The organism is Amycolatopsis sp. NPDC043887 (assembly GCF_056435665.1).
This window is the reverse complement of the sequence record NZ_JBWKEB010000008.1, coordinates 408,651-425,323: the sequence shown is the minus strand read 5'-3', so window position 1 is coordinate 425,323 and position 16,673 is coordinate 408,651. Positions and strand designations below refer to the sequence as shown.

At 69.2% G+C, this 16,673-nt stretch carries 12 protein-coding genes; 5 read left to right on the top strand and 7 right to left on the bottom strand.

The features are described from left to right. Positions 1 to 56 precede the first annotated feature (56 nt). Complete coding sequence (locus tag AC069H_RS23745; RefSeq protein ID WP_478233850.1) at positions 57 to 1,286, top strand: hypothetical protein; 1,230 nt, start codon at positions 57 to 59, stop codon at positions 1,284 to 1,286. 43 nt (positions 1,287 to 1,329) lie between these two features. Here the strand turns inward: AC069H_RS23745 and AC069H_RS23740 are convergent, their stop codons facing one another. Next, complete coding sequence (locus AC069H_RS23740; protein WP_478233849.1) at positions 1,330 to 1,752, bottom strand: nitroreductase family deazaflavin-dependent oxidoreductase; 423 nt, start codon at positions 1,750 to 1,752, stop codon at positions 1,330 to 1,332. Between the two features lie 87 nt (positions 1,753 to 1,839). Between AC069H_RS23740 and AC069H_RS23735 the strand changes: the two genes are divergently transcribed. Beyond that, entirely contained in the window at positions 1,840 to 2,778 is a 939-nt protein-coding gene (locus AC069H_RS23735; protein ID WP_478227522.1) for an AraC family transcriptional regulator, read from the top strand. Between the two features lie 85 nt (positions 2,779 to 2,863). Here the strand turns inward: AC069H_RS23735 and AC069H_RS23730 are convergent, their stop codons facing one another. Genes AC069H_RS23730 through AC069H_RS23720 form a run of 3 tightly spaced genes read right to left on the bottom strand, consistent with a single transcriptional unit; the run spans position 2,864 to position 9,594 of the window. Then, positions 2,864 to 7,342, bottom strand: coding sequence for a hypothetical protein (locus AC069H_RS23730; RefSeq protein WP_478233848.1), 4,479 nt, complete (start codon positions 7,340 to 7,342; stop codon positions 2,864 to 2,866). 12 nt (positions 7,343 to 7,354) lie between these two features. After that, positions 7,355 to 8,095, bottom strand: a complete 741-nt coding sequence (locus AC069H_RS23725) for a hypothetical protein (protein WP_046199931.1) — start codon at positions 8,093 to 8,095, stop codon at positions 7,355 to 7,357. 47 nt (positions 8,096 to 8,142) lie between these two features. Beyond that, entirely contained in the window at positions 8,143 to 9,594 is a 1,452-nt protein-coding gene (locus AC069H_RS23720) for a hypothetical protein (protein WP_478227612.1), read from the bottom strand. 109 nt (positions 9,595 to 9,703) lie between these two features. Here AC069H_RS23720 and AC069H_RS23715 point away from each other — a divergent pair, with 109 nt between their 5' ends. Further along, positions 9,704 to 10,141: a PPOX class F420-dependent oxidoreductase gene (locus AC069H_RS23715; RefSeq protein WP_478227520.1), complete on the top strand. Its 438-nt coding sequence runs from the start codon at positions 9,704 to 9,706 to the stop codon at positions 10,139 to 10,141. A gap of 333 nt (positions 10,142 to 10,474) precedes the next feature. Next, on the top strand, positions 10,475 to 12,988 hold the full coding sequence (locus AC069H_RS23710; RefSeq protein WP_478233867.1) for a PQQ-dependent sugar dehydrogenase: 2,514 nt from the start codon (positions 10,475 to 10,477) through the stop codon (positions 12,986 to 12,988). A gap of 109 nt (positions 12,989 to 13,097) precedes the next feature. Here AC069H_RS23710 and AC069H_RS23705 read toward each other — a convergent pair whose 3' ends face one another. Then, the gene (locus AC069H_RS23705; protein ID WP_478233847.1) at positions 13,098 to 13,709 is read right to left on the bottom strand and encodes a TetR/AcrR family transcriptional regulator; all 612 of its coding nucleotides are present in this window, start codon (positions 13,707 to 13,709) and stop codon (positions 13,098 to 13,100) included. 84 nt (positions 13,710 to 13,793) lie between these two features. On the opposite strand from AC069H_RS23705, the gene AC069H_RS23700 reads away from it, so the two are divergent. Next, entirely contained in the window at positions 13,794 to 14,672 is an 879-nt protein-coding gene (locus AC069H_RS23700; RefSeq protein ID WP_478227519.1) for a sterol desaturase family protein, read from the top strand. Here the strand turns inward: AC069H_RS23700 and AC069H_RS23695 are convergent. Both AC069H_RS23695 and AC069H_RS23690 read right to left on the bottom strand, forming a co-directional pair. After that, on the bottom strand, positions 14,646 to 15,650 hold the full coding sequence (locus AC069H_RS23695) for a glucosyl-3-phosphoglycerate synthase (RefSeq protein WP_478233846.1): 1,005 nt from the start codon (positions 15,648 to 15,650) through the stop codon (positions 14,646 to 14,648). The two genes, AC069H_RS23700 and AC069H_RS23695, sit on opposite strands and share 27 nt — an antisense overlap. An 84-nt stretch (positions 15,651 to 15,734) precedes the next feature. After that, entirely contained in the window at positions 15,735 to 16,658 is a 924-nt protein-coding gene (locus AC069H_RS23690) for a hypothetical protein (protein ID WP_478227517.1), read from the bottom strand. Between the last annotated feature and the right edge of the window lie 15 nt (positions 16,659 to 16,673).

Sequence of the window (16,673 nt, the reverse complement as noted above, 5' to 3'; positions counted from 1 at the left end):
GGTGCGGCCTGCCGGGTGCGGGCCGCACCACCCACCGCCTGAGAGGATTCGGCCCGGTGCGCCTCCCCCGACTCGTCGCGCTCGCCGCCTGCGCGCTTCTGGCCGTGACGGCCTGCACTTCGCCGGACGGCGGAGCGGAGATGAACATCGCCGATCCCGATGTGGTGAAGCTCGGCGAAACCGTCGTCGCGTTCTACCTCAGCCCGGACACCTCCGCCGACAAGCCGGCGGAAAAGCGGCAGCCTGCCTATCTGGTCCTGGTGCGGGCGGACGGTGGCACACAGCTGATCGAGACCGGCGGCATGACCGAGTCGCATATCGCGTGGTCGGAGGCCGGGCTGTTCTTCAGCGACGACACCCGCGACTACATCCTCGGCAAGGACGGTCTGGCCAGCTTCGAGAACAAGAAGGCAGGGCATCAGCAGTCGGCTTTCGCGCTACCCGGCGACAAGGGTTTCGTCGCGGTCTACAATGAAGGCTTCTCAGAATCCGGTTACACCAATCAGGTGGCCGTCACCACTTCGACCGGTTCCCAGCTCTACCGGGTCGAAGGAAACTACTTCATGAACGCGCTGTGCGGCGGCGTCCTCAACGGAATCGCCACCGACGCGGGAGCTCATTTCGCGGATTCGGCCAAAATTCCCGGCATGCGCTCGAAGGCCGATCCCGGTGCGCAGCCGGAGCTGCTTTCGCAGCTGTACCCGGCAACCGAAGGAAAGGAAAAGGTCCTCGCCTGGCGAGGAGTCTTCGACGCGGGAGACCACAACCGTCACGTTCCCTGCCAGGACGGTGTCATCACGTTCCTTTCCGATTACACCGACGCCGACGGCAAGCCCCATCTGGCCATCGTTTTGTGGAACACCGGCGACGGTAAGTACAACGAACAGCCACTCGTCGACGCCGAGGGACGCCCCATCACCGAGAAACTGGTCGACCCCGAGACGTTCTCCCAGAAGACGTACGACGCCAAGGCCGTGCGGGAAGGCCGCCTCGAATGGCTCGCCGCGGACGGCCGGATCATGAGTACCGAAATCGCCTCCGGGATCACCACGCCGCGGTTCGACACCGGGTTCACCTCGGACAGCGATTCGTCCAGCCAGGCCGTCTTCACGGACCGGTCGATAAATCTGATCCAGGAAACGTTCGACGGCAAGACCCCCGTCAGGATCAAGCGGTTCGATCGCGTCACCGGGAACCTGATCACCGAAATCACCGTGCCCGGACTGGCGGAACGGTTCGGCATCCAGTTCAACTTGCGCGGTATGGCCGTTCCCCCGTCGTCGTGAGTGGCAAGGACGGTTAGAACCGTCCTTGCCACTCACGAGGGGGCTAGACCCGCTCCAGCTCGAAGACCGGGATGACGCGGCTGGTCTTGCTCTGGTACTCGGCGAACTGCGGCATGACGGCGGACTGCCTGGTGTAGATCTCGTCGCGCTCGGCGCCGGTGAGCAACCGCGCGCGGACGGGGAAGGTCTCGGTGCCGAGTTCGACCTTCGTGTCCGGGTTGGCCACCAGGTTGTGGAACCACGCCGGGTTGTCGTCGGAGCCGCCCTTGCTCGCGAAGATGAAGATCCGGTCGCCTTCGAGAAGCGGGACGAGCGGCGCGATCCGCTGGGTGCCGGATTTCGCGCCGGTGTGGTGGACGAGGACGAGCGGGTAGCCCTCGAACATGCCACCCGCCTTGCCGCCGGTCTCGCGGAACTCGGCGATCACGGTGCGGTTGATCTGGTCGAAGTCGAACGTGTCAGTCATGACCTCGATCGTATGACGCACTCAGTGACCGTATCGATGCCTGAAGACGCCACGAACATATCCGTTTGTCGCACTATCGTCGATGCCATGGACCTGTTGGCCGAAGCGCTCGCCGTGGGCGGCGTCCGTGGCACCGCCGGGGCGCGGATCGAGGCATCCGGACCGTGGGGCATCCTCTGGCACGGCACCACCCGCGCCGCCTTCTACGCCGTCACCTGCGGCACCGCCTGGCTGGAACTGGCCGGGCACCCGCCGCGGCAGCTCATGCCCGGCGACGTCGTCCTGTTGCCGAACGGCCCGGAGCACACTCTGCGCAGCGCTCCGGACGTCGCGATCATTCCCAACCTGTGCACGGCGGCGGAGAAGGCGCGAGCCTGCGGCGGCGTGTTGCGCCTCGGGTCCGGCGAGGTGGACACCCATGTCCTCGGCGCGTCCTACGACTACGACCCGGCGGTGTCCACCCAGGTGCTGGCCACCCTGCCGGAACTGGTGCACATCCGCGCGAACCGTGTCGGCGGCGGGCTGGACGACACCGTCCGGCTGTTGTCGCGGGAGCTGGCCTCCCCGCAGATCGCCACCGAGTTCGTCCTCAACCGCCTCGTCGACATCCTCCTGGTCCAATTGCTCCGCGCGTGGCGGACCGAAAAACCGGCCGAGGCGCGAGGAACCTGGCTCGGTGTCCTCGGTGATCCGCTGATCAGCGTGGCACTGGCGAAGCTCCACGAGGGCCCGGCGAAACCGTGGACCACCGATCTGCTCGCGGCGGAACTGGCGACCTCGCGCAGCACGTTGACCCGGCGCTTCCGCGAAACCACCGGCCGGACGCCCGGCGAGTACCTGACCCAGTGGCGGATGGACCTGGCCGCCGTCCGGCTGCGCGACACCGACGACACGGTGGACACCATCGCCCGCTCGGTCGGCTACACGTCGGTGTACGCGTTCAGCCGCGCCTTCCGTCGCGCTCGCCGTCAGGCTCCTGGGCAATACCGGGCCTCGACGCGGGAAGGCCTCAAGCCGGTCGGGTGACGGATCGCTCGACGTTGAAGGTCGCGAAAGCCACTTTCGCGACGGGGGCACCGGACCGGCTTGGCCGGAACTCACCCCTCGACCGTCAGGCCGTCTCCTCCTCCGGCTCCGGCTCGTCCGCCGGCCGCGTGAACAGCCGAGTCGCCGAAAGCCGCGCGACGCCGTCCGGCTCGCCGAGTTCGTCGGTCGCGTTCCGGATCGTCGCGTCGACGGACAGGTACTTGCGCCCCGCCCGCAGATCCGCGTCGTTGCGCAGCCGCACGATCAGCGGGAACTCGCTCAGCGCGCCGGCGTCGAACAGGCCAGTGGTGTAGATCAGCTGGACGCCCAGCGCCTCCGCGACCGCGCGCTGCAGTTCCAGCAGATAGCCCGCCGACGCACGGCCGATCGGATTGTCGAGGAACAGCACGCCGGAATGCCGGTTGCGGGCCTTGCCGCGGTTGTTCGCCCGCAGCGCCGCCAGGGTGCAGTACAGGATGATCGCCGCGGTCAGCTGCTGCCCGCCGGAGAACACGTCCCTGATCTCGGAGACACGCTGCCGCTCGGTCCGCAGCACGGAGTCCGGCTTCAGCATGTCGACCCGGAAACCCTTGGGAGCGGCGGCCTGCACGCCGCGCAGGACGAGCGAAAGCCCGTCCCGCTTGACATCCCGGCCGTCGGAGGTCTTCCCCACCGCGGCCTCGTCGACGACCTCGCCCAGTTTCTCGGCGAGCACGTTCTCCTCGAGTTCGGTGAAGCGGATCCGCAGGAACTCCTGGCCCGACCAGTCGCCGAGACCGTCCGGCAGCCGCGAAACCCGTTGTGCCGCACGGAGAGTGCGCAGTGCGCCGTCGACCATGCCCTGCAGGCGGGTGATGATGCCGCCGCGGTGCCGGTCGATCTGCGCGAGATCGTCGGTGAGCGTGCGCAACCGGGGCCGCAGCGCCTCCGCCCATTCCGCGGCGTGGGCGGGCAGCTGATCGCGGCGGACCGAGATCACCTGCTGCCGCACCGGCGTGCTGAGCTTCTCGAACCGCTTGTCCGTGGCGTACTGCGCCAGCTGGTCGGCCGCGGCCCGCACCCGGCGGTCACCCGCGTCGGCGGCGTCCTGCGCCTCGGTGAGCGAGGTGTTGAGCCGCGAGTGCTTGGCGCGCGCGGATTCGACATCGCCCTCGAACGCCGCCACTTCGTCCTCTTTGGACAAAAGGTGCGCCATGGATTCGGCCAGCAGGCCGAATCCGGACGCGGAGGCCTTCGCGGACTCCAGCGTCGCTTCGGCCGCGGCGCGGCGCTCCTGCAGCTCCTCCCATTTCCGTGCGGCGGCGGACACTTCCAGGCCGGCGTCGTCGATGAGCGCCAGGCCGTGTTCGACGTCCTTCGGCCGCGCGTCGGACGAGATCGCGGCGAGCTGGGCGCTCGCTAGCTCCGGAAGCTGGTTCAGTTCCGCCTTGCGGGTCGCGACGAGCCCGACGATCTCGGTGCGCTCTTCCTCCAGCACCGCGACCGCGCGGTTCGCCCGCGCTTGCGCGGCCGCCCGTGCCGAAGCGTCGGAGCCGTCCGGCGTTTCCAGCAACGCCGATGCCCGCTCGCGGACGGCGTCGTCCAGGGCCTCCACGGCCGCCCGCGAGGACGCCTCGACACTCTCGGCCTGGTCGAGTTCGGCACGGAGGTCACTGCCGACCTCCACCTTCGCGTACGCCTCGGAAGCCGACGCGAACGTACGCCGCAACGCGTCCACCGGTTCGGTGGGCACGGGGTCGTTTTCGGTGACGTCACTCGATCCCGGTACCTCGGCCAGTTCCGCTTTCGCGGTCGTCGCCGTGCGGCGGTGCCCGTCGGCGGTGCGTTGCTCCTCGCTCGCCTGTTCGCGCAGCCGGGACGCCTTCACGGCTGCTTCGGAAGCCGTCGCCTCCGCCCGCTCGGCGGTCTCGGTCGCGCGTTCGACGTCGTCCGTCCACTCGGGAATCTTCGCGGCACGCGCGGCGAGCGTTTCGAGCCCGCGGGCCCGCTCCCCCGCCTCGGCCGAAGCCGCACGCAGTTCGGGGACCCGTTCCCGCAGCCCTGCCGCCTTCTCACCGAGGCGCTGGAATTCCTTTTCCGCCTGCTCCAGCGCGACCTGCGCGGTTTCGTGCGCGGTGCGCGCGTTCTGGAGCTGCTCGGCCAGTGTCGCGATGCTGCCGGGCGGGTAGTCCTCGCGCCAGGTCTTGAGCTTCCACGACAGGGCGCTGTCGTCGGCGAGCGACGTCGCCAGCGCTTCCAGCCGACGCTGACGCTCCGCGTGCCGGAGCGCGATGGCCTCGCGCTCGGCGTCTGCGGCTTCCTCGTCGTACATCGCCGGGTTGGGCGGCACCAGGAATTCGATCCCGGCCTCGTCCGGCAGGCGGTCGGTCGCGGTGGCCTCGGTCGTGGCGACCGGGATGATCGTGGTGGGCAGCAGACGCCGCTCCGACAGGACCTTCTCGGCGCGCCGGACCTGATCCGGTTCGTTGAGCAGGATCCCCGAGACCAGCTGGGGCGCGCGGGCCAGCACGGCCGCCCGCCGCTTTTTGTCCAAAGTAGACAGATAGCGCCAGCCGGACCACGCGTTCATCCCGGCGGCTTCCAGCGCGTCCAACGCGGCCTGGACCTCTTCGGTGGCGGGCAGGAGGCCGCCCGAACCGAGCGCGTTCAGCGCGCGCTCGTCGACCGATTCCTCCATCCGCAGCGCGGTCTGCTCCTTCTCCGCGGCCGAACCCGCCTCGCGTAGACGCTCCAGCAATACCGGAAGGTCCGTCTCCAGCGTGACGTCGTCCGCGCCGAGGAGCTCGCTCAGCCGGGGTTCGACGGCTAGCGCGTCGGTGCGCCGGTTGGCCCGGTCGAGTTCGTCTGCCGCGCGCTCCAGACGGTCCTTTGCAGACCCCGCGAGCCGGTGCGCGTCGTTGACGGTGGCCTGCGCGGATCGCAGATCCTCCGCGACTCGTTCGAGTTCCTGTTCGCGCCGGACGAGTTCGGCGGCGGTCTCCTCGGTCTCCGCCCTGGCCGCACGCGCCGCTTCGGCGACGTCGGCACCGGACTTGAGCGCGCCGGACCGGACGGTTTCCGCGATCTCCTCACGGATTTCCGCGATCCTCGCTCCCAGCCCTCGGGCCTCCGCCCGGCGCGAGGCCGCGAGGTTCGCCGACTCGTCGCGTTCCGCCTGAGCCTTCTCCGCCTCGGCACGCAGCGCGCCGACATGGGCTTCGGCCTTCGCCGCCTGCTCGGTGGCGTTCTTGGCCAGGGCCAGCAGGCCCCGCGCGAGCGCGCCCGCGGCGGCGTTGCGCGCCTGCAGCGCGGGCTGCGCCTTCTGCTCGCGATTCCCCACCAGTTCCCGGAAATCTCGCGCCTTGCGCGACGCGTTGAGGTGGTTCAGCACGGTGGCGCATTCACGCCAGGCCTCGGCTACGGTCTTGGCCTCGGCCAGTTCGCCGTCGATCCGCTTCTTGCTCTCCTGCGCCTCCTCGAGCCGCAGTTTCCCGACCAGGCGGCGGAGTTCGGTGACCCCGGCGGTGAGACGGCGGTGGTCGCCCTCGGCCAGTTTCTCCGCGGACTTCACCTCGTCGACGTGCTGTTCGAGCCCGCTCAGCCGCTCGTTCTCCAGCTTGTCGCGCGCGGCGACCTGCCCGGCCAGCGTCCGCATCTCGGCGCGGGCCGCGTCGGCGAGCTTCCGTGAAGCGGCGGCGACGCCTTCTTCGTCCGCCAGCGGCGTGAGCAGGTCGAGCGCCCCCGCGACGAAATCGCGCTCCGACAGCAGATCCCCGCGCCGTGCGAGGTTGTGCGCGTACGTCGCGACAACCTCGGCGAGATCCTTCGGCTCCTCCTCCGAAAGCACCGCGCGCAACAGGAACTCGACGAACGCCTCGTCGGTGCTGAACGCGAAGGCGTCCGCCGCCTCGCCCTCACCGGCGTTCATCGCGCGCTGGTACCGGAAGAGTTCGGTGTCGAGGCCGAGCCCGTCGAGCCGGGACGTCCATTCGTGGTGACGCCGCGTCCAGAACAGCTCCAGTTCGGGCTCGCCGCCGTGCACCTTGTCGAGCTGGTCGTGGAAGCCGGACATCGTCAGCAGCCTGCCGTCCGACGTCAGCGGGAGCGAGTCCAGATCGAGCGAGGGCGTCGGCCGGAAGCAGTACCAGGAATCGACGAGGTTCTCCGAGTCCGCCGACACCACGTGCCCGCGCCATTCCGACACCTTGCCGGTGATCACCCGGTGGCCGGTCTCGACCTGCAGCCACTCCAGCACGACGTGCGAGACGTCCTTGGCGGCGACGAACTTCTCCAGCACCTTGGTGTTCGTCGTGCCGACGACCTGGCGGCGGCCGGGCAGCATGACCGAGAAGATCAGCTTGATCAGGACGGATTTGCCGCCGCCGTTCTCCAGGAACAGCACGCTCGCCGGCGACGGGCGCCGCGGCGGCCCCTCCCCCGCCAGGTGGATCCCGGCGCTGAACAGCGCATCTTGTTTGGGCGCGGTGATGGCCGCGCCGACGCCGCTGAAGTCCAGCAAGACATCCTGGTACCGCGCGCCCGCCGGGCCCACCGAGTGCAGGCGAACCCGCGAAAGCTCGTACATCGATTCCCCTTGTTAGAGCGTGTCCGACGCGGCCGCGCGCAAGGTCCCGCCGCCGTTGGCGACCGAGACGACGTTCAGTTCGAGCAGATCGTCGAAGGCCGCGTCGGCGGCGAGTTCGCGCACCTGCACCTGATAGCGCGGTGTCGTCCGGTAGGTCCCGCCCTGTTCTCCGCTGACCTGGACGAGAAACCCTTGATCGGCGAGGAAACGCAGCGCACGCGCGACCATGCCGCGTGTGGTGTCCGACGCCAGTCTGCCGTCCTTGGTCGCCGCGGCCGCCGGACGCCGGGCGTAGGCGCGCCAGGCCTGTTCGAGCTCGGGCGCGTCGGCCAGCGGGTCGTTGTTCGCCTCAGCCTCCGCAGCGCGCTCGTCGAGGATCCGGCAGGCCTCCCGCACCATCGCGTCCACCTGCTCGACACTGACGCGGCCGATGTAGGTGTCGTTGGCGAGATCGTCCGGGCGCGGGTAGCCGAGCGCGGCGGTCGCGAGGTGGACGAGCCCGTGCAGGACCTTCTCGGTCTCCCGGCGTTCGCGGATCTTGCTCTGTCGCGCGTAGCTGTCCATCTTGATCTCGAAGACGGACTCGTCGGTCGCCGCCAGCACGGCACCGGCCTGGAGGTTGACCTCCAGCACCATCAGCCCGAGCCCTGCCGCGACCGCGTGCGTGAGCTGCTTGAACGCCCTGTCTTCGCCGTAGCGCCGGACGAGGTCGCCATACACGACGTCCCGCGACGGCAACTGCTTCGGGCGCATCCCGAAGGAGACGAGCCGGGCCGCGGATTCGACGTCCCCTGTGGTCGTCACGCGACCTCCTCCTCATCTTCGTGGCGATCGACCGTGGCCGACGAAAGCAGCAGATCCGCTCCGCCGAACTCGGGATCTTCGAGCAGCGTGCCGTCGTCGACGGCCAGCAGCACCTGGCGCTCCCCCTGCCGCAGCGCCGCGCCGACCTCGGGACTGTAGGCGTGCACCGCCCGCAGGGCGACCAGGGCCGGCAGCCCGGGATCGATCCGGCGAGCTTCTTCGAGCAGCCCGGACAGCCTCCGCGGCACCTCCGGCAGGTCGAGCAGGTCGTCGGCGAGGCGCCACTGCTCGTCGCCGAACCGGTCGGTGACCTCGGCGGGCATGAGTTCGGGTTCGGGGATTTCGCCGACGAGCTGGTCGCGTTCGGGGGCAGGCCGCAGCAGCAGCGACACCAGCGACGACAACGACGGCACGGTCGGTGGGGAGATCCCGGCGCCGGCGTGGAAGAACGATTCGGCGGGCGCGACGGCTTCGGCGATCGGCAGGCCCAGCGTCGGCATCAGGAGCTGGCCGAACAGGTCGATCGTCGCGCGCTGCGGCGGCCCGGAGAACTGCTGACGGTCCTGCTCGGCGCGGAACACCGCGCCCGCGTCGGCCAGCCGTGACTGGAGCCGGGTGTGGCGGCGGATGCAGTCACCGACGATGTCGACGAGCTCGGCCGCGCGGCGTTTGCGGTCGAGGTCCTCCGTCTCGTCCCTCGACGCGGTGATGTTCTTGAGGATCGCGTTCTCGGCGCGGAAGCGGGACTCGATATGGGACAGCGCCTGATCCAGCAGGTCCGGGACCTCGCGCTCCCAGTCGACCGCGCGCACGTCGCGCCGGGTGGCGTCGAGCTTGGCGCGCAGGGTCTCGCCGTACTGGACCGTCCGGTAGCGGGCCTGTTCCGCCGCGAGCTTCGCGTCGGCAAGGCGGCCGCGGTTGATCAGGTTCTCCAGTTTGACCTCGGCCGCGATCTGGGCCGACTCGACGTCGGTGTCCAGTGCGCCGACGAGCACGTTGATCGCCTCGTCGGTGGCGCGCAGGTAGACCTCGCCGTCGGGTGCGGCCAGCTCGACGAGCAGCTTGAAGTCGAACTGGCGGCGCTGGTAGCCGCCGCCGGGGCCGATGGAGCCGTAGACGCGGCGGAACCCGCGATCCGTGGTGCCGACGTTGATCAGGTTGTCGAGGACCCACCGGGCGACCTTGGCGTGCTCGTCGGGCGTCCGGCCGGGCGCCTGGAGCGCCACGAACGGCAGCAGCCGCGCGATCACCTGTTCGTGATCGGCGCCCGTGTCGAAGTCCATCGAGACGGTGACCTGGTCGATCGTGTGCAGGGCGATCTCGGCCATCTGGTAGATCGTGGCGTCCGCCCAGTCCAGCTTCGCCTTGCGCGCGTCGAGGTCGTGCAAGGGCGCGGTGCAGGCCAGCGCCTTGAGGCGGCGGGTCAGCCCCTCGTCGGCCAGCCCCATCCCGGTCAGCTCGTCGTCTCGCACAGCAGGCCAGGCTAGTCGCCGCCCCTCGCGCCCCGCACGGGTGACCGGGGTGCCCGGCGCTCCGGGCGGCGGTAGCGTCTGGTTCATGCGTGAAATGAGCCGGGACGAATGGTGGAAGTTCGCGAGCGAGGGCACGCGGACGGGCATGCTCGGCCTGGTCCGCGCCAACGGGGCGCCGATCGTGACGCCGGTGTGGTTCCTGCTGAACGAGGGGCCGGACGGTGACGAGCTGATCTTCACCACCGGCACGGACACCCTCAAGGGGAAGGCACTGCGGCGCGATCCGCGGCTTTCGCTGGCCGTCGACGACCAGCGGCCGCCGTACTCGTACGTGCAATTCACCGCCGAAGCCGTGTTGCACGACGACCTCGACGAGATGCTCGAATGGGCGACCAGGCTCGGTGGGCGGTACATGGGCGAGGACAAGGCCGAGGCCTACGGCAAGCGGAACGCCGTGCCCGAGGAGTCGTTGGTGCGGGCGCGGATCACGAAGGTGATCGCGCGGGCGGACATCGCCGGCTGACGCCTTTGTCTCCGCGTGAAGGCCCCCTTCCCTCCCATCGCGTTTAGTCCTCTGGATGCGGTCCTTGCACACGCAAGGACCGCATCCAGAGGACTAAACGCGTTTCGGGAGGTGACCCTCCGTGTTGATGTTGGTCAAGTATTGACACGAAGCACCCGCTGGTGTGTGATCTGAACCATAGATAGGAAAGTTTCCTAACTAAAACTCCACGCCCCCCGCCGGGCTCGCCCGGTCCGCCGTTGCACCTCCCGACCCCGAACTTCACGCATGGAGGCTCCAGTGGCACCCCGACCACCGTGGCGCGCGCTGCTCACGTGTGCCGCCGCGACGGCGATGACCTTCGCCGTCCTGCCGGCTCTGCCCGCCGGCGCGGCACCGACCGATCACGAATCCGAAGCCGCGACGATCTCCCAAGGCGCCGTCGAAAAGAACCACGCCGGCTATTCCGGCACCGGGTTCGTGAACTTCGACAACGTCATCGGCAGCTATGTCGAGTACACGGTGAACGCCGCGCAGGCCGGAACCCAGACGCTGACTTTCCGCTACGCCAACGGAACCACGATCGACCGGCCCGTCTCCCTCAGCGTCAACGGCACGGCCGCCGGGACACTGTCCTTCCCCGGTACGGGGGCGTGGACCACCTGGAAAACCGTCACGAAGGACGTCGCGCTGGCCGCCGGGGCCAACAAGATCCGCACCACCGCGACGACCGCGAACGGCGGTCCCAACGCGGACAAGCTCACCGCGAGCGGGGTGCTCGACGCCGAAGCGCCGACCCCGCCGAAGAACCTGGCCGCCAAGGACATCAAGGCCCGCAGCGCCACCTTCACCTGGGAGGCCGCGACCGACAACGTCGGCGTGGTCCGCTACGACGTCATGCGCGGCGGCAACGTCCTCAAGACCGTCGACGGGAACACGCTCACCACGACCGTCGACAACCTGCAGCCGAACACGGCCTACGACATCTCGGTCGGCGCCTTCGACGCGGCCGGAAACCCTTCGCAGCAAAGCAATGTCGTCCAGTTCACGACACCGCCCAGCGGGGACACCACACCACCGACGGTGCCGGGGAACCTCCGCTCGACGTCGGTGACCGCGAACAGCGTCTCCTTGGCGTGGAACGCTTCCACGGACAACAGCGGCACGATCGCCGGCTACGACGTGTACGAGGGCACCACGAAGGTCGCGACGACGCCTTCGCTCGAAGCCACGGTGACCGGCCTGACAGCGAACACGTCGTACACCTTCACGGTGAAGGCGCGTGACCTCGACGGCAACGCATCGGCCGCGAGCAACGCACTGACCGCGAAGACGAGCGGCGCCGCGGGCGGCGGGATTCCCGAATACGACAAGGACATCACGAAGGTGGACCTCGCCTGGTCCGTCGACTTCCTGCCGGACGGAACCGGGCTGGCGACCGAACGGGACCGGTTCGAGATCCTGCGGATCACGCCGTCGGGCGAGAAGACCACGCTCGGCAAGGTTCCCGGCGCGGTCGGCACCAGTGGCGAGGGCGGCCTGCTCGGCATCGCGATCTCGCCGAACTACGCCACCGATCACGCGATCTACCTCTACCACACGGCTTCCGGGGACAACCGGATCGTGAAGATGACCTACGAGAACGGAAAGCTGTCCTCGACGTCGACGCCGGTGCTCACCGGGATCGCCAAGAACCGTTACCACAACGGGGGAAGGGTGCGGTTCGGTCCGGACGGCAAGCTCTACGCCACCGTCGGCGACGGGCAGAACAAGGCGACGGCGCAGGACAAGAGTTCGCTCAACGGGAAGATCCTGCGGCTCAACCCCGACGGCTCGGCGCCGAACGACAACCCGTTCTTCTCCACCGGCGGCAACGCCCGGTACGTCTGGAGCTACGGGCACCGCAACCCGCAGGGCCTCGCGTGGGACTCCCGCGGCCAGCTGTGGTCCTCGGAATTCGGGGACGGCACCCAGGACGAGCTCAACCTGATCCAGAAGGGCGGCAACTTCGGCTGGTCCCAGTGCGAAGGGACCACCGGCAGCTGCGCCGGCACGATCGCGCCGAAGAAGACCTGGCCGACCAGTTCCGGCGGGCCGAGCGGGATCGAGATCGTCAACGACTGGATCTACGTCGCGGCCGTCACCAGCCAGCAGCTCTTCGCCACCCAGATCAACGCGGCGGGCAACGGCGTCGGCTCGGTGCAGTCGCTGTTCTCCGGCCGCTGGGGCAGGCTCCGCTCGGTCACCAAGACACCGGACGGCGGCCTGTGGGTCACCTCGACCAACGCGGACAAGAACGGCGGCACCCCGAGCGGGATCGACAACGTCGTGGTCCGGCTGAAGTTCCCCGGTGCCTCGCAGCCGGGAGCGTTCAAGCTGACCAGTTCCGCGTTCGCCGACAACGCGTCGATCCCGGACAAGTTCACCTGCGCCGGCGACGGCACCGCGGGCCAGGACACCTCCCCGCCGCTGGCGTGGGGCGCCGGGACCACCGGCGCCAAGGGCTACGCGATCGTCTTCGCCGACGTGGCCAACAACGGCAACAAACCGCACTGGGCGATCTGGGACATCCCGGCGTCCTCGGGGTCCACAGTGTCACTGCCCGAAGGCCTCGGAGCGGGCTACACCGTCCCGAACCAGAACGGCGCCAAGCAGAAGGCCATGGGCAGCGGAGCGAACTCGCAGAAGTACTTCGGTCCCTGCCCCGGCGGCTCCAGCCATCCCTACACCTTCACGCTCTACGCGCTGAAGTCGGCAACGGTTCCGGGCTTGTCCTCGTCCTCGACGATGGCTCAGATCGAAACGGCGATCAAGAACGCCTCGACGGCCAACGTCAAACTACGCGGCAAATCCAGCGCCGCGTCCTGAGCACGGCCGGGGTGTCCGGAGCGGCGCCGGGCACCCCGACCGTATCCAGTGTGAGCTGGAGGAACGCCACCCCGTCCGGGACCTCCCGGCGGGGTGCCGTTTTACGTGCTCACCAGCCGAACAGGTTCCGCATGATCCGCCCGCACCGCTCGGTCATCGCCGCGGCGTCCTGGTCCGGCTGGTCGATCCACCAGCTGATCAGCGAATCGACCACGCCGGTCCACACCTGCGCGATCGCCTCGATGTCGCGATCGTCGTCCAGGCCCCGCGAGCGCATCAACTGGGCGGCGCCGACCAGGGCGAACCCGTCGAGCCGGTAGCGGTAGTCGATCGCGACGCCGGCGATCTCACCCGTCGAGGGCACCGTCGGGTCGCGGAGCAGCTTCCAGGCGTACCGGTCGTTGTCGAACGTCTCGAAAATGGCCGAGAGCACCGCGAGCGGCATCCGTTCCGGCGGCTCGGCCTCCGCCGCCATCGTCTCGGCGACGCCTTCGGTCAGCCTGTCCCCCGCGCGGTGCAGGCAGGCGAGGTACAGCCCGTCCTTCGAGCCGAAGTACTGGTACAGCAAGGGTTTCGTGACACCGACCCGGCGGGCGATCTCCACCATCGACGCCCCGGCGTACCCGTTCTTGCCGAACTCCTCCGTCCCGGCGCGCACGATCTGGGCCTCCCGCTCTTCGCGGGGCACCCCCTTCGTGCCGACGGCCCTTGCTTCTGTCACGGCGATTATCTTACCCTGAGGTAAGTGACCCTCGGGTAAGTTACCTGACGGTCAGATTACGGGGGCGGACGAGGGAGAGGTGCGGTGGCGGATTTTCTTGCCCATCTGAGTGACCCGGTGCTGCTGGCGACACCGGTGTTCCTGCTGTTCGTCGCGATCGAGATCCTCGCGCTGCACGTGCTGGGCCACGACGACAACGTCATCGGTTACAGCGTCAAGGACACCCGCACGAGCATGTCCATGGGCGCGGTGGCGGTGGTGATCAACGGTGTCTTCCGCATCGCCATGCTGTTCGTGTTCGCCGCGCTCTACGAACTGGCGCCGGTGAAGTTCAGCCCGCACGACTGGTGGACCTGGGTCCTGATGCTGCTGGGCCAGGAGATCGTCTTCTACGCCTACCACCGGGCGAGCCACCGCGTCCGGATCATGTGGGCGGGCCACCAAGTGCACCACTCGAGCGAGCACTACAACTTCTCGACCGCGTTACGGCAGAAGTGGACACCGTACTTCCAGCTGCCGTTCTGGTCGGTCCTCGCGCTCGCGGGCATCCCGCCGTGGATGATCCTCACCGGCCTGTCGATCGACCTCGTGTACCAGTTCTTCGTGCACACCGAGAAGATCCGGAAGCTGCCGCGCTGGTTCGAGTACGTGTTCAACACGCCTTCACACCATCGTGTGCATCACGGCAGCGACCAGGAGTACCTGGACGCGAACTACGGCGGCATCCTGATCATCTGGGACCGGATGTTCGGCAGTTTCGTGCCGGAGGGCAAGCGCCCGACCTACGGGCTGACCAAGAACGTCGAGTCCTACAACCTGCTCAAGGTCGGCTTCCACGAGTACGGCTCGATCCTGCGCGACGTCCGCGCGGCGGAGTCGTGGCGGGACAGGCTCGGCTACGTGTTCGGCCCGCCGGGATGGCAACCCAGGGAGGCGTTAAGCGCTCCTGCGCAAGGCGGGTGAGTTCTCCGGGCGGATCTCCGGCGGGAGGCTCTCCAGCGGCGGCCGCTGCGTGAGGGCCACGTCGGTGAGCACGAGTTCCCGCTCGACGGACTCCCCCGCACCGCGCCGGAACTGGGCGAGCGACGTCGACGGGGGCGCCGCGGAGATCACCCGGCCCCCGCGTTCCAGCCGGTCCATCAGGGTCAGCATGATCTGCGCGGACATCCGGCCGAGGGCCTGCGTGCTCTGGTGGCGGTGGGTCCGGTGACCGAGGTCGACCTGCGCGAGCGCGTCGAGGCCGTGCGCTTCGAGCAGGTCGATGAGGTGGCCGACCTCGACGCCGTAGTGCGTGACGAACGGGATGCCTTCGAGCACTTCACGGCGTCCCGCGTACTCGCCGGCGAGCGGCTGGACGAAACCGGCCAGTTCCGGCCAGTACATGTTGAGCAGCGGCCGGGCGACGAGTTCGGTGACGCGGCCGCCGCCGTCGGGTTCGACGCCTGCCGCCCCGGCGAGCGGACGGTGGTAGAAGCCTTTGACGTAGGCGATCCCCGGGTCGGTCAGCAGCGGCCCCAGCAGACCGGTCACGTAGCCGGCGGTGAAATCGCGGAGATCGCCGTCGACGAAGGCGACGAGATCGCCGGTGGTTTCGGCGACGCCCTTCCAGAGCGCTTCTCCCTTGCCTGCCAGGCTTTCCAGCTCCGGGAACACCGCGTCCTGCGCGACGACGCCCGCTCCGGCCGCACGGGCGACCTCGGCGGTGGCGTCGGTGGAATGACTGTCCACCACCAGGATCTCGTCCACCAGGGGGAAGCGTTCGACGAGTTCACGCCGGATGGTGCCGACGATCGCACCCACCGTCTCCTCCTCGTCGCGGGCGGGGATCACCACCGAAACCCGGGTCCCGCGTTTGGCGGCGACCAGCTCCGCCGCCCACCAGTCACCCGCCCGGCTGCTGCGCCGCGCGAGCCACCTGCCGACCTCCGCCGATACCCGCATGGCTGTCCCTTCCTCGAAGATCACCTCTCCGGCGATCTTCGAGTGAGGCTGTTTCCATCGGTCGTCACCGCGGAAACCGCCGCGTTACGCCTGCCCGCGACAGGTTAACGCCTGGGAGAGGACCTCCCCGGTCCGTCGCTTGGCGAGGTAGAACGCCGCCTCGTGCGGTTTCGCGCCGTTGTCGACGGTGTAGCCGCTGTCCAGGACACCGTCGGCGCCGGGGAACATGCCGCTGAGATCCGGCCGGGCGGCGACGAGATCGTCCCGGTCGGCCAGGTTCACCCAGCGCGCGACGCCGGGCGGGACACACGGCGGCTGCGGACGGGTCCGTTCGTAGACCACCGTGCGCAGGCCCAGCGGCGAGCCGAGGGTGAGCAGCAGCGGCAGCGGACGGCCGTGCCGATGGGCGGCTTCGTAGGCGACGACGGAACCGAGCGAATGCCCGACGATCGCCTCGGTCTCCGGCCCGATGTGCTCGGCGACGCGCTCCTGCACGCGTTCCCGGATCGTCTCGTCGGTGAGGTACAGCGTCACCTGTTTGAGCGCCTTGACCACCACGCGTTCGGCGAACGCGACCCCGAGTCTCGCGAACGGCTTCAGCCGCACCAGCGCGTTCAGCACCGGGCGGGCGGCCGCGCGCACCCCTTGGGTCTCCCCGGCCGGGCCGTCGAGCTGGGCCAATTCGGCCCTCGCCCGGTCCCGGTCCGTCTCGCGGGACGCCGACGAAGCAGCGTTGCGGAGCCATTCCGCCGCCAGGGTCTCGGCGAGCGCCCACTCGTCCGCGGTCAGTTCGTCCGCGCCGCCTTGCTGGCCGTCCTTGCGGAAAAGGTCGCCGTAGAAGGCCATTCGCGCGTCGCCGGGCCGGGCGTCGCGCCACACGGCGTCGGCCAGCGCGGTGTCACCGGCGAGCCGGACACCGCCCGCCAGACTCGGCAGCCATTCGGCCTCGAGGGTGTCCGCGGACTTCTGTTCCTGGGCGATGCCGTGCACCAGAACGATCCGAGCCATGGCGCACAGTATCGC